At 43.1% G+C, this 12,903-nt stretch carries 11 protein-coding genes; all 11 read left to right on the top strand.

What is annotated here, in order from left to right; translation table 11 throughout:
• The first annotated feature begins 213 nt into the window (after nucleotides 1–213).
• Nucleotides 214–1,743: an acyl-CoA carboxylase subunit beta gene (locus tag DESOR_RS06885; protein ID WP_042332011.1), complete on the top strand. Its 1,530-nt coding sequence runs from the start codon at nucleotides 214–216 to the stop codon at nucleotides 1,741–1,743.
• A 12-nt stretch (nucleotides 1,744–1,755) separates the two neighbouring features.
• Nucleotides 1,756–2,541 carry an enoyl-CoA hydratase/isomerase family protein gene (locus DESOR_RS06890; protein ID WP_014183887.1) on the top strand — a complete coding sequence of 262 codons (786 nt, stop codon included), beginning with the start codon at nucleotides 1,756–1,758 and terminating at the stop codon, nucleotides 2,539–2,541.
• Nucleotides 2,542–2,575: 34 nt separating this feature from the next.
• Nucleotides 2,576–2,788 (top strand): acyl-CoA carboxylase biotin carboxyl carrier protein subunit, encoded by a 213-nt coding sequence (locus DESOR_RS06895; RefSeq protein WP_014183888.1) that lies wholly within the window; start codon nucleotides 2,576–2,578, stop codon nucleotides 2,786–2,788.
• A gap of 186 nt (nucleotides 2,789–2,974) precedes the next feature.
• Nucleotides 2,975–4,312 (top strand): acetyl-CoA carboxylase biotin carboxylase subunit, encoded by a 1,338-nt coding sequence (gene accC / locus DESOR_RS06900; protein WP_014183889.1) that lies wholly within the window; start codon nucleotides 2,975–2,977, stop codon nucleotides 4,310–4,312.
• Between the two features lie 153 nt (nucleotides 4,313–4,465).
• Nucleotides 4,466–5,605 (top strand): acyl-CoA dehydrogenase family protein, encoded by a 1,140-nt coding sequence (locus DESOR_RS06905; RefSeq protein ID WP_014183890.1) that lies wholly within the window; start codon nucleotides 4,466–4,468, stop codon nucleotides 5,603–5,605.
• 322 nt (nucleotides 5,606–5,927) lie between these two features.
• Nucleotides 5,928–7,256 (top strand): acetyl-CoA hydrolase/transferase family protein, encoded by a 1,329-nt coding sequence (locus DESOR_RS06910; protein WP_014183891.1) that lies wholly within the window; start codon nucleotides 5,928–5,930, stop codon nucleotides 7,254–7,256.
• Nucleotides 7,257–7,439: 183 nt separating this feature from the next.
• Complete coding sequence (locus tag DESOR_RS06915; RefSeq protein WP_014183892.1) at nucleotides 7,440–8,654, top strand: hypothetical protein; 1,215 nt, start codon at nucleotides 7,440–7,442, stop codon at nucleotides 8,652–8,654.
• Between the two features lie 652 nt (nucleotides 8,655–9,306).
• Nucleotides 9,307–9,969 carry a TetR/AcrR family transcriptional regulator gene (locus DESOR_RS06920; protein ID WP_014183893.1) on the top strand — a complete coding sequence of 221 codons (663 nt, stop codon included), beginning with the start codon at nucleotides 9,307–9,309 and terminating at the stop codon, nucleotides 9,967–9,969.
• A 3-nt stretch (nucleotides 9,970–9,972) separates the two neighbouring features.
• Complete coding sequence (locus tag DESOR_RS06925; RefSeq protein WP_014183894.1) at nucleotides 9,973–11,040, top strand: HlyD family secretion protein; 1,068 nt, start codon at nucleotides 9,973–9,975, stop codon at nucleotides 11,038–11,040.
• A gap of 2 nt (nucleotides 11,041–11,042) precedes the next feature.
• Nucleotides 11,043–11,747: an ATP-binding cassette domain-containing protein gene (locus DESOR_RS06930; protein WP_014183895.1), complete on the top strand. Its 705-nt coding sequence runs from the start codon at nucleotides 11,043–11,045 to the stop codon at nucleotides 11,745–11,747.
• Nucleotides 11,744–12,901, top strand: a complete 1,158-nt coding sequence (locus DESOR_RS06935) for an ABC transporter permease (protein ID WP_014183896.1) — start codon at nucleotides 11,744–11,746, stop codon at nucleotides 12,899–12,901. The genes DESOR_RS06930 and DESOR_RS06935 overlap by 4 nt, the downstream gene beginning before the upstream one ends.
• Nucleotides 12,902–12,903: the final 2 nt, after the last annotated feature.

A 12,903-nucleotide genomic window follows, 5' to 3' on the forward strand; every position in this document is an offset into this window, starting at 1 on the left:
AATGAAAATTCAAGGTGCGAAAGGCTATGCTTCTTCCCTCAGGAACAGTCGGTTGTTAGAACTTAAGCCCAATGGATATTCAGGCAGAGGGTCTTCTCTTACAGAAGAATGTTCAGAATATTATGTTAAAAATAACATAAAGAATAATAGTTGAATCAAATCTATTTTGAAACAGCAGCGGAAGAACTTATGCCGAAAGGAATGGTTATAACAATGGATGAAAGACAAGAAAAGTATTTATCGGAATTAGAAAGGATTCGAAAAGGAGGACCGGAAAAATACCATTTGACATTAAAGAAACAAAACAAGCTCTTCGTACGTGACCGGTTAAACCTACTGTTCGATGAGAGTTCGATTCTGGAGGAAGGGACGTTTAGCAATTGTCTGGACCCAGAGCTTCCGGAAGATGGTAATATCGTAGGAATGGCAAAGATTAACGGAAGGTTGGTTTGTTTTGCTGCCGCAGATTTCACCGTCAAAGCGGGGTCTTGGGGGGCTAAAGGTGTTCAAAAACTCCTATATATCCAAGAAAAGGCGCTCTCGATGAAGCTCCCTATTATTTACCTTGTTGATTCAGCGGGAGCTAGAATTACTGACCAAAAAGAAGTATTCCCGGGAAGAAATCACATTGGCAGAGTCTTTTATAATCAGATAAAAATGTCTGGGATTATTCCTCAAATTACAATTCTTTTCGGAGTCTCCCCAGCAGGTGCAGCCTATTTGCCGGCATTCAGTGATTTAGTCATTATGGTGGAAGGAAAAGCCAGTGCCTTTTTGGGGTCTCCTCGCATGGTGGAAGCGGTAATTGGGGAAAAGGTGTCTCTGGAGGATTTGGGTGGTGCACGAATGCACTGTAATGTCAGCGGGCTTGGCGATGTTCTGGCAAAAGATGATACTCATGCCATTGAGCTCTGTAAGAACTATTTTGCCTTCTTGCCCCAAAGCTGCTTGGAAAAACCTGTGTCCGTTGCTGCTAAGGATCCGGCTGAAGGAAGACCTATCGCAGAAATTATCCCTCATAACCAAAATCAACCCTTTGATATGTACGAATTAATTGATCGAATTGTTGACGAAGGCAGCTTTCTGGAATACAAAGCTTTGTTTGCTCAAGAACTCATTACGGGATGGGCCAGAATAAAGGGAGAGGCTGTGGGAATTGTTGCCAACCAGTCAAAGGTTAAAGGCGGGACTTTGTTTGTAGATTCCTCTGACAAGGGTGCAAGGTTTATTTGGTTTTGCAGCGCTTACAACATTCCTCTAGTCTTTTTGGCGGATATTCCAGGGTACATGGTAGGATCTCAAGTGGAGCGGGCTGGAATAATTCGTCATGGGGCTAAGATGATTTCAGCCGTTTCGGAAGCCACAGTGCCTAAAATAACGGTCGTTGTACGCAAATGCTACGGAGCGGGTCTGTATGCTATGGCTGGGCCGGCGTTTGGTACTGACTCAGTATTAGCATTGCCTACTGCTCTCATTGCTGTTATGGGACCAGAAGCAGCTGTTAAGGCAGTGTATTCAAATAAAATTGACGAACTGGAAGGAGAGGCTCGACTGGCCTTTATGAATCAAAAGAAGGAAGAGTACTCGGACAATATTAATATCTATGGTTTGGCTTCAGAGCTTATTGTAGATCAATTGATCGATTTTGAAGGAATTAGAAAAGAGCTTTCTTATCGCTTGGAGGCTTACCGCAGTAAAGTACGAGTATGGCCTCAGAAGAATAATCCGATTCATCCGGTTTAAAGGGGCGAGAATATGAATTATAACTATCTTATTTATGAAGAAAAAGAGGGTATCAGTTATATAAAGCTTAACAATCCCCGGCAAAGAAACTGCTTCACTGATGAGCTCAATGATGAATTGGTAGCCCTCTTAAGATGTTTAAATGAACGGGATGAGGTTAAAGTTATTTTATTATCTGCGGTGGGGGAGGTTTTTTCAGCAGGTGCTAATTTGAAAGCATTTGAGAAGGACACAGAACTATCCCCAGCCCAACATTATTTGCGTTTAAGAAATAGTTTAGATCTTTATAAGTGTATCAATGCTTTGCATAAGCCGCTGATCATTGGGGTAAATGGTTCCGCTTATGGTGGGGGAGTAGGGTTAGTGGCTGCCGCACATTTGGCAGTAGCAGCAGATACTGCTGCTTTTAGGCTTACAGAAATCAATCTTGGCCTGGCTCCCTTTGTGATTTATCCCTTTATTAAAGAGGCACTGGGAAGTAAGAAAGCCTTAGAACTCATGTTGACTGCCGAAAAATTTAACGCCAGCCAAGCCTTAGAGTTTGGTCTTGTCAATAAGGTTGTTCCTATTGAAGACTTGGAGAGTACTCTCTGGGCATATGGGGAGAGGTTTGCTCGACTAAGCCCGCTGGCCGTTGATCTAGCCCTAAAGATTCATAATTTTAACAGAGAAGTTGATTTCGACAAAATGGTGGAAACCATGGGGGTTTACAGAATAATCGCCTTTACCAGCCATGACTTGAAAGAGGGTATTAACTCGTTTCTAGAAAAGCGTCCGGCAGACTTCAAAGGAATCTAGTATTTCCTGAAGTTCAACACGAGGAGGATAAATGATGAAAATTCTGTCTAGTATGAGTGGTCTAATTAACAATATCCTAGTTGCTGAAGGAAAAACTGTAAAATCAGGAGATGTGGTAGCTGTTGTCGAATCAATGAAGATGTTGATAGACATAAAGTCTGAGGCTGCAGGTACTATAACGAAAGTTAACTGTCAATTAGAAGAGTTTGTTCAGGATGGGCAAATATTGTTCGAACTAGAAGATTAAGGTTTCCACAGGACAGATTGAGAACTATTTTCTCAGGATTACTAGGCGGAAAATAAGGTTACATCCAGAAAGCGAAGAGATCTCTTGGGCGGCGAAGGGATGTGAAGTTGTAGTTCGGAATTAAGAGTGCCCAGGGAGTGTTGATAAGTAAAGCTAGGTAAGACATAAAGTTAAAGGGGAGACGTTATGTTTAAGAAAATCCTTGTGGCTAATCGCGGGGAAATTGCACTGCGCGTAATCCGGGCTTGTAAAGAATTGGATATTCAAACAGTAGCCGTATTCTCTGAAGCTGATCGGGATGCTCTGCATGTAAAAATGGCTGATGAGTCTGTTCTGATTGGCCCTGCGTCAAGTTTGAAGAGTTACCTTAATGTCTCAAATATCATTAAAGCTGCAGAACAGACCGGTGCGGATGCTATTCATCCTGGGTATGGCTTTTTATCTGAAAACCCAGGCTTTGCCAGAATTTGTGAATCCAGCGGCATTACTTTTATTGGACCTTCGCCAGAAGCAATTGAAATAATGGGGGATAAAGCGAAGGCGCGTCAGAAAATGATCGAAGCTGGGGTTCCTGCGGTACCAGGTTCGCAGGCGGTAATCATGGATGAGGAGATGGCAGCTGCACTAGGTGAGGAGATCGGATATCCGGTGCTGATTAAAGCCTCTGCCGGCGGCGGCGGCAGAGGGATGCGTATTGCCAGAAATGCTGTGGAATTAGCCCATGCAGTTCAGAATGCTCAAAAGGAAGCTCAAATGTTTTTCGGTAATCCGGAAATTTATTTGGAAAGATATATGGAGACAGTGCGTCATATTGAGTTTCAGATTCTAGCAGATAAGCAAGGGAATATTGTCTATTTAGGCGAACGAGATTGTTCGTTGCAGCGGCGTAATCAAAAATTACTGGAAGAAGCTCCTGCCAGTGCCCTAACACAGGAGCTTAGGGCAGAAATGGGTTTAGCTGCGGTTAAGGCGGCGAAGTCGGTTGCCTATTCGAGTGCCGGAACTGTCGAATTTTTACTGGATAAGAACGGTAAGTTTTACTTTATTGAAATGAATACCAGAATTCAAGTGGAGCACCCTGTGACTGAACTTGTGACAGGAATCGACTTGGTGAAAGAACAAATTCGTATAGCAGCGGGAAAATCTTTAAGCTTCAAGCAGGAAGACATTCGGATTTCCGGCTGGGCCATCGAATGCAGGATCAATGCCGAGAATACGGAAAAGAACTTCATGCCCTCACCCGGCACAATCGAAATTTACCGAGAGCCTCAGGGTGCCGGGGTTCGTGTTGATAGTACTGGTTGTGAGGGATATTGTATTTCCCCATATTACGATTCCATGATTGGTAAGCTCATCGTTTGGGGAGCAAACCGGCAAGAAGCTATTCAAAGATTAGAAAGAGCGTTAAACGAGTTTGAAATTGAAGGAGTTCCAACAACAATTCCCTTTCATTTGAAAGTGATTACTAATCCTGTCTACATTAGAGGTGAAGTTTATACGGATTTTATCGAGCGAAGGATGTAAATGATTTAACTTGACAGAGAAAGAACAGGTCTATGAAACGTGTTATGTCAGACTGACAGATTTTTAGGGCAGAAACTCCCTTTACTTCAATAATGGTCGAGTGGCCTGGAAGATTTGTTCCGCCAGATAAGGTAAAACGAAGGAGGTAAGGGTATGTTTGGTTTAACTGAAGATCAGAAGTCAATACGTGCAATGGTGCGTTCCTTTGCAGATGAAGTTGTAGAGCCTGGGGCAGAAGAACGTGACCGGACGGGTAAATTTCCACTGGAAATAGTTAAAAGGATGGGTGAGCTGGGACTTTTGGGTTTGCCATTTTCTGAAGATGTAGGAGGAACCGGTGGAGACACGGTCAGTTATGCTTTAGCAGTTGAGGAAATAACCCGAGTATGTGCCTCTACTGGGATTACCTATGCGGCGTTACTTTCCCTGGGGATAAGTCCAATTTACTATTTCGGAACTCCTGAACAAAAAGAAAAATACTTACCTTCCTTATTTAGCGGCAAGTACTTGGCTGCCTTTGGTTTAACTGAGCCTGGGGCGGGCTCTGACTCAGGCGGTACCAGGACAAAAGCCCGTAAAACGGATAAAGGGTGGGTTCTCAACGGCTCGAAATGTTTTATTACCAATGCAAGTTATTCGGGAGTTGTTACTGTAACAGCGGTTACCGATCCTTCAAAGGGAACCCGTGGGATAAGTTCCTTTTTAGTTGAGCCGGGTACTCCTGGATTCCAGATTAACACGCCTTATGAGAAAATGGGCCTTAGTGCCTCCAATACTACGGAGCTTGTTTTTGAGGATGTAGAAATTCCCGCAGAAAATCTCTTAGGTGAGTTAAACAATGGTTTTCGTCAATTCATGAAGATCTTGGATGGCGGCAGAATTAGTATTGGAGCAATGGGAGTGGGCATTGCTCAAGGTGCACTTGATAAGGCCTTGAAGTATTCTATGGAGCGCAAGCAGTTTGGGCAAACTTTAAGTAACTTTCAAGCCATCCAGTTTAAACTGGCAGATATGATGACCCAAACTGAACTGTCACGCCTGATGATTTTGCGGGCGGCAAGCCTTAAAGATGCCAACCTGCCTTTTGGCAAGGAATCAGCCATGGGCAAGCTGCATGCCTCAGAAACTGCAGTCAAGAACTCCCTTGAAGCAATTCAAATTCACGGCGGCTATGGCTATATGAAAGACTATCATGTAGAAAGATATCTGCGTGATGCAAAGTTGCTGGAAATCGGGGAAGGTACGTCGGAAATTTTACGCATACTCATCGCTAGAAAGATGGGTTGTCGGTAAATCTCTTTTATATTCATGATCGAATGTATAGTTTTTATAAGGATTAGAAAAGAACCTTGTATTATAATTATTTAATTCAGAATATTCATTATAATTAAACTATTAGAATATTGGGGAGGGGGTGTGCTACGTTGTATTTTGAGAATTAAGTTCGCCACTAGGGCAAAGGCTTTACAGGAAAGAAAGAACTCGTTCAGCCTAAGCTGAACATTGAAGCTTAGTCGGGAAGACTACCGCTAATGAAGTGAAAATCTGAATACTTTAAGTATTTAAGTATTAATTTTTCAGTGAATGAGGTGTGGAGTAAGGCAAGGAGCGAATTATGTATATTGAAGAGTATCGTAAAAAGTGTGTCTCTGCCGATGAAGCCGTAAAAGTGGTGCGCAGCGGAGATTGGGTTGAGTTTAGTTGGGCAGCGAATATGGCATGCTTGTTAGAAGAAGCCTTAGCAAGACGTAAGGAAGAACTGCATGATGTGAATATTCGTGCAGCTGTACTTCTAAAGTCGTCAGCTATTCTGGAGAGTGATCCAACGGGAGAACATTTTACTTGGAATAGTTGGCACCTTAGCGGAAGCGAACGGAAATTAGTCCAAAACGGTCAGGCCTATTATATACCTATCAAATATTCAGAGGTGCCTCGGTGGCTCCGCGAGAATTTACAGACTGATGTGGTCGCAATTCAAGTCGCCCCAATGGATGAACATGGTTATTTTAGTTTTGGGGTTACCATTTCACACTATGCGGCTGCAATTGAAAAGGCACGAGCTGTCATTGTTGAAGTTAATGAAGATATGCCCAGTATACATGGTGGGTATGACCATGTGGTTCATATTTCAAAAGTAGATTATGTTGTTGAAGGAGGGCATAGAGGACTGCCTGTATTACCTACAGCCCCTCCTTCTGAAAAGGACAAAACAATTGCTGCCTATGTAATGCCTGAAATTAAGAACGGAGCCTGCATTCAGTTGGGAATTGGGGGCATGCCGAATGCCTTAGGACAAATGATTGCAGAATCGAATCTTAAGAACTTAGGGATTCACACAGAAATGTTAGTTGACGGGTTTGTAGATATGGTTTTAGCCGGAAAAGTCAATGGAAAGTGTAAACAGTTGGACAGGGGAAGAATCACTTTTTCTTTTGCAGCGGGAACGCAGAAACTTTATGATTTCATGAAAAATAATCCGGTTTTGGCTGGCTATCCGGTGGATTACACGAATCATCCCTGTAATGCTTCGCGCAACGAGAACCTAATTTCCATCAACAGTTGTTTGGAGATCGACTTGACAGGCCAAGTTTGTTCTGAATCGGCTGGCTCCAATATGATGAGTGGTTCTGGTGGCCAGTTAGATTTTGTAGAAGCCGCTTACTACTCAAAAGGAGGTAAAAGTTTTATCTGTTTGCCCTCCACTTATAAGGATAAACAGGGACAAATCAAGTCTCGCATTAAAGGGCTTCTGACCTTGGGCGCAGTGGTTACAGATACTAGGGCGACCATTCATTATATTGTCACAGAGTATGGAATGGTCAATCTTAAAGGGTTGTCGACTTGGCAGCGGGCGGAAGCTTTAATTTCAATTGCGCATCCTGATTTTAGAGAAGAATTGATCGATGAGGCAAAGAAACTCAAGATTTGGCGTCAGAGTCATTAAAAACCTTTCAAAGCAGATGCATAATAAAGTCTATAACTTAGAAATGAACGGGTTAAGCGTAGAAGTGCTTAACTCGTTCGTTTCTTTAAATTAATCCTCCTTGGAAACTGTGACAAGTATTGACAAGCTAACATATAATACATTACAAGTCCTCATTAATTAAAATAGGAGTGGTTACAAATTATGAGTTACCAATTCTATACTCTTCCTCAAAACACTTCCGGGGCAGCCGATATCCCTATTTTCAATACACCCACGACCCTGGCAAGCCTCACGGTTGCTGCCGGTTCCGGTAGTGATATTGCAACAGTGAGAGCAAATATTGGCTGGCAAGCTCAGTCTGGAGGTAATGTAATACAAGTATTATTTAAAATCTGGCGCGGCGCACCTATTACAGGTGAACTGGTCTGCAGTGTTCAGGATAGTGCGGAAAGCGCATTTGATTACGTCGCAACCACAGATTTTAGTGAAGTAGTTTCCGGCCTAACATCTAATCAACCCGTTACCTTTGTCTTAACTGCAGAAACTGTGGGTACCAACACTCTGGCAAAAGTTATCGGCCCCCTGACTTTTACCGCACTTGATATAAATTCGGACTTATTAAGTTATTTTGAGCTTCCAAATAATACTTTTGGCGGGGCTAATATCCCTGTCGCTCAGGCCCCGGTGCCAGTGGCTGTTATTAATGTTAATGTTGAACCGGGTCAGAATGTGATCTTAAGGCCTACCGCCTGCTGGATTTCAACAAGGAGTATCTTTCCCAAAGTAGATGTACTCTTCAAACTTTGGCGCGGTGCACCAATAACCGGTACGCTTATAGCCAGCGCAGATGACAGTGCGGATGTGGAAAGAGGAGCTGTTACCTCATTTTCCCATGTGGATTCCGGTTTTACCTCAGCGCAGATCGTAACCTATGTTCTGACTGCGGAAGCTCCCGATCCCAGTTATACGGCAAGCATTGTGGGAGCACTGATTATTACCGGTTCTGCCCAGACGCTTAGTTCATTCTTCACATTGCCCCAAAACACTTCCGGCAGTGTAAGTATCCCTATCACTTCCGCCGATACGCCATTGGCCGCAATAACTGCAGAGTCCTCCCCAGGCCTTAAATTCTCCTTGCGAGCAGCTATCGGTTGGTTGGTGCCATCTGGCTCAATTACTCCCATTATCTTTAAGATTTGGCGAGGTGCTCCCAATACCGGTACTTTGATATACAGCGCTCTGGATAGTGGGGAAAGTCCCTACGATTACCGCAAAGTCACAGCATTAGCCCATGTTGACAGCGGATTTACCGCATCAGGGCTGGTAACCTATACCCTCACAGCAGAACTGACAAAGCCGGGAACAGCGGCCAATGTTGTAGGTCCTCTCACGTTTACGGCTATTCCTGAGAGTTAAAATACAAAGCTATAATGTTAAGCAAGAACTTTTAACTAAGAATACCCAGTAGATAGGAAGATAGGCTGAGCAGGGCTAAAGCCTTGCTTTTTCTTTGGCTTAACTGCTACCTTGTTTATTCTTCTGACAGGAGACATACATGCCAAACAAGTAACAGAAACACAACCAGCTAAACTGGCTTTTTTTAAGGACTGTGGGAGACACAAACTAGAGCGCCGCTGATGATAGCTGGTATTCCATTGCCCTCCGAAGAGCAAAACGTTTAGAAATAATTTTCCCAGGTTTTTGATCTTGCTTGTTTGTGGCGATATTGATGCCCTCGTACGTGGGCTCGATGACGGATGGGATATTTTTGTAGCCTTTTTTCTCACTCTGCAACACACGCCAAATAGCCAATCAAATTCATATAAGATGTTAATGAATAATAGCTGATCATTTTAATACTTTTATCTCTATTATAGATAATTTCGTTAAATAGGAAGAATTTTATGAAAAATAATTAGCTAACAAAAGGATTGAACGTAAATATCCAATTTAAATTGAATAAATTAAAAATTTGATATTTGGGAATATGTTCCTTGACGTAATAAGGTCAAAAACATTAGAATATAGCTTAAGTAACTAACTGGTTACATACTTTGGGGGGGTTCCTATGGACAATATTAAAAAATTAAATTCTAAAAAAGGAGATGGTCGGGAACAACGCTCCGAGGAAAGCCGCGCACGGATTTTAAATTCTGCGACGAAAATCTTTGCTGAGAAAGGGCTGGATGGTTCACGGATCGATGAGATTGCTGAGGATGCGGGTATCAATAAAAGAATGCTCTATCATTATTATGGCAGCAAAGAAGATCTCTATGTGGAAGTTTTGCGTTACAATTACCACAAAATCTATGCGTTAGGCAAGAATGCTTTTAATTTAGGACATAATCCCAAAGAGAATGTAACTAGGGCAGTCAGGGCTTACTTTTTCTTTTTAGCAGAGAACGAGCCTTTTGTCCGGCTGATTAGTTGGGAAGCTCTCAATAGGGGGCGGTATGCAGGTAAGGTGATTCCTCAATTTTTTGATTTGGTCGAGTTGGAATTCGGGGACATTATTAAGGATGGGATAAAGCGCAAGTATATTCGGCCGGATATGGACTTTCGCCAGGTGATTCTTAGTGTTCAGGCTTTATGTCTGGCCTGTTTTAATCGGCGTGAGATAGTTCAGCCTCTTTGGCAGGAAGATCTGCGTTCTGAGGAGATGCTTGAAGCACGATTGCAGCATATTCTGACACTTATTTTTAATGGAATATTTTGTAATAAGGAGGAGTAGGGAATGGATGCCCTAGCCAAAATCAACTTAAAGAAAATAGTGACTTTTATCGTTTTTATGGGGATTATTATCCTAAGTCTTTTTATTTTTAACCGTTATTTCTATCAGCATCAGGTTGCTTTAGCCGATGCGGAACAGAGCCTTTCGGAAACGGGGACTATTGAAGCTACGAATGTGATGGCTTCTTTCAAGGTTGCCGGCAAATTAGAGAAAATATTTGTTGACGAGGGGAACAAAGTGGAAGCCGGTCAGGAAATAGCCTTTTTGGAAGATCAGGAAATAAGCTCTGATCTTATATCCGCTCAGGGAGCGTATAACGCAGCGGTAGGAGATGCTCAGCGGGCAGCCGATGCGATTTCTTTGACGAGTCAGCAAGTGGAAACTACCATAGCTCAGACCCAAGCAAAGGTTGCCCAGGCGGAAATAGGGGTTAAAGATGCAAAGCTGTCTTTTGATCGTGCTACTGCTTTAGTCAGAAATGGTTCTGCCCCGCAAAAAACACTAGACGATGCCACTAATGCCTATAATTTAGCGCTTAGCAAGCTGAAGGAAGCTCAGGCTGCCCTTGAACAGGTTATGTCAGCTCGGGCGAATGTGACCATTGCCGAGGCCCAGTATCAGGCAGCTCAAGGAGTAGTTAAGCAAGCCGATGGGGCTGTCCAAAAAGCCAATGCGTATCTTAGTGATACACACTTACTTTCTCCGATGTCCGGGTTCATTACTCAGAAGTACCTTCAGGCAGGTGAAATGTTAAATGCGGGTACACCGGTTTATGAGATTACGGATTTGGCCCACCCTTATGTGAACGTTTACATCAGTGAAGCAAAGATAGGACGTGTTCATCTGAATCAAGAAGCAGAAATCAGCGTGGATGCTTTTCCCGGCAAAGTATTTAAGGGCAAGGTTGTCTTAGTTAATGGGGCTGGCGAATTTGCTGTCAAAAAAGCGATCAATGAACAATATGAGCATGATATTCGAAGCTTCCAAGTCAAGATTGATATACCTAATCAAGATTTAGCACTTAAGACGGGGATGACTGCCAAAGTTAAGATCCTAGAGGAGGCAAAATAACTATGGGGCCTGTAATTAGGGTTGCTAATCTTGAACAGAAAATAGGCCGCAAGCTGCTCTTTCAGGGAATCTCCTTTGAAGTTCATTCTGGTGAATGTTGGGGCATATTTGGCACTCGGGGAGCAGGGAAGACGTCCTTAGTTCATATTTTAGCGGGAGTAGATCGCTTTAAATCGGGTCAGGTGGAAATTTTGGGGTTTAATATCAAAAAAACTGAGAAGTTCAAGGGGAGTCTGGGGCTGGTTACTCAGGAGAACAGTTTGTTTCGGGACATGACAGTATTGGAAAATCTCGATTTTATCGCTGCTTTAAAAAATGCCTCTCGAGCCACAGTGCTTGAGCTGATTGAGCGTTTTCAACTTTCGGAGTTCTTGAAGAAGCCGGTAACGTCTCTGGATATCGGTGTTTTGCAGCGAGTATCTCTGGCTTGTGCTTTGCTCAATCAGCCAAAGTTATTAATTCTTGATGAAATTATTAAGGATATCGATCTCTTTTCCCGTAATCTGATATTGAAGGAGTTAGAGCAATTCTTAGCAGAGGGCGGGACTTGTGTCAGCACCTTTAGTAGTTTTGCCTTCGCGCAGTCTTTTAGTAAAGTAGCTTGGCTGGAGGGGGGGGAGATCACCCTTTATAATTCGGAAGCAGCTCAGGCAGAGTGGAATAGGCTGGAAAAATATTACGCCGAACAGAGTGGTCGATTATTATGATGAGACAGTGTCTGGCTATTATGCAGCGTGAATTAGTTTACATGTGGCGGGACAAAAGTCTGCGCAATATTTTGCTCGTCGGACCTTTGTTGGGGTTGCTGCTGTTTGCTGGTGTTTATAGTTATCAGCGGATTGAAAATATATCGACGGCCATTGTGGACTTTGATAACAGCAGTGCCAGCCGGCAAGTTATTACGGATCTAAAAAACAGCCAAAATTTGCAGGTCCTTGCCTATTTTGACTCGTTTAGTCAGTTGGAGGAAGCGATCAAAAGAGGCGAAGTCCTTGTTGGGGTGGTAATTCCCGAGAACTATGGCAAAAATATTGCTTTACACCGGCAGACGAAGATTGCCGTATTTATTGATGGGATGAATATGGCTTATGCAACAAATGCTTCTAGTGCTGTGCTGACAGTTACCCGAACTTTAGGAGCTCAGGTTGGGATTCAAACCTTAATTGCTAAAGGGATTCAAGCAAATCAGGCGCAAGAAGCATATCAGTCCATTGCTTTTCCGGAAGAAGCCTGGTTTAATCCTACGGTCAATTACGCTTATTTCCTGGTCTTAGCCTTTGCGTTAAACGTTTGGCAGCAGTGCTGTACTCTGGCTTCGTGCATGACGATAATTGGTGAGAATGGTCGGCGCAGCTGGTATCAGATTAGGACTTCGGGGATATCATTATTTAAGCTTTTTATCTGTAAATCTGTTGTGCATATTGGTATTTTGCTGCTGATTGTTTTACCTGTCTATTTTCTGGCTTTTGTAGTCTTCAAATTTCCTCTTGCCTGCGGCTGGCCGAGTTTTCTATTGTTTACCTTAATTTTTATCCTCGCCTTGCATGGTTTAGGCACGATGATGTCGAGTCTTTCTCCCAATGCTGTCAATGCGTCACGTTATGGAATGATTGTCGCTCTGCCATCGTTTTTGCTTTCCGGTTTCACCTGGCCGCTCCAAGCGATGCCTCAGTGGCTCCAGCATGTTGTTTGGGCTTTTCCCCAGACTTGGTTTTTTCAAGGGGTAAGTTTTTTAACCTTTAAAAATCCGGGTTGGGGATTTATGAGCCACTATTTATTGGCCTTGGGGCTCAGGGCAGTTCTTTTTTACAGTGTGGCAGGATTACGTTTAATGGTAAGCGACTTTCCGCTTAAGAGGTGATT

The organism is Desulfosporosinus orientis DSM 765 (assembly GCF_000235605.1).
Taxonomy (GTDB): Bacteria; Bacillota; Desulfitobacteriia; order Desulfitobacteriales; family Desulfitobacteriaceae; genus Desulfosporosinus; species Desulfosporosinus orientis.

Excerpts from the sequence above, each read along its gene's own strand:
- DESOR_RS06930 (WP_014183895.1), top strand. The coding sequence starts at position 11,043 with ATGGGGCCTGTAATTAGGGTTGCTAATCTTGAACAGAAAATAGGCCGC.
- DESOR_RS06910 (WP_014183891.1), top strand. The coding sequence starts at position 5,928 with ATGTATATTGAAGAGTATCGTAAAAAGTGTGTCTCTGCCGATGAAGCC.
- DESOR_RS06895 (WP_014183888.1), top strand. The coding sequence starts at position 2,576 with ATGAAAATTCTGTCTAGTATGAGTGGTCTAATTAACAATATCCTAGTT.
- DESOR_RS06925 (WP_014183894.1), top strand. The coding sequence starts at position 9,973 with ATGGATGCCCTAGCCAAAATCAACTTAAAGAAAATAGTGACTTTTATC.
- DESOR_RS06890 (WP_014183887.1), top strand. The coding sequence starts at position 1,756 with ATGAATTATAACTATCTTATTTATGAAGAAAAAGAGGGTATCAGTTAT.
- DESOR_RS06905 (WP_014183890.1), top strand. The coding sequence starts at position 4,466 with ATGTTTGGTTTAACTGAAGATCAGAAGTCAATACGTGCAATGGTGCGT.
- DESOR_RS06885 (WP_042332011.1), top strand. The coding sequence starts at position 214 with ATGGATGAAAGACAAGAAAAGTATTTATCGGAATTAGAAAGGATTCGA.
- DESOR_RS06920 (WP_014183893.1), top strand. The coding sequence starts at position 9,307 with ATGGACAATATTAAAAAATTAAATTCTAAAAAAGGAGATGGTCGGGAA.
- DESOR_RS06915 (WP_014183892.1), top strand. The coding sequence starts at position 7,440 with ATGAGTTACCAATTCTATACTCTTCCTCAAAACACTTCCGGGGCAGCC.
- DESOR_RS06935 (WP_014183896.1), top strand. The coding sequence starts at position 11,744 with ATGATGAGACAGTGTCTGGCTATTATGCAGCGTGAATTAGTTTACATG.
- accC (WP_014183889.1), top strand. The coding sequence starts at position 2,975 with ATGTTTAAGAAAATCCTTGTGGCTAATCGCGGGGAAATTGCACTGCGC.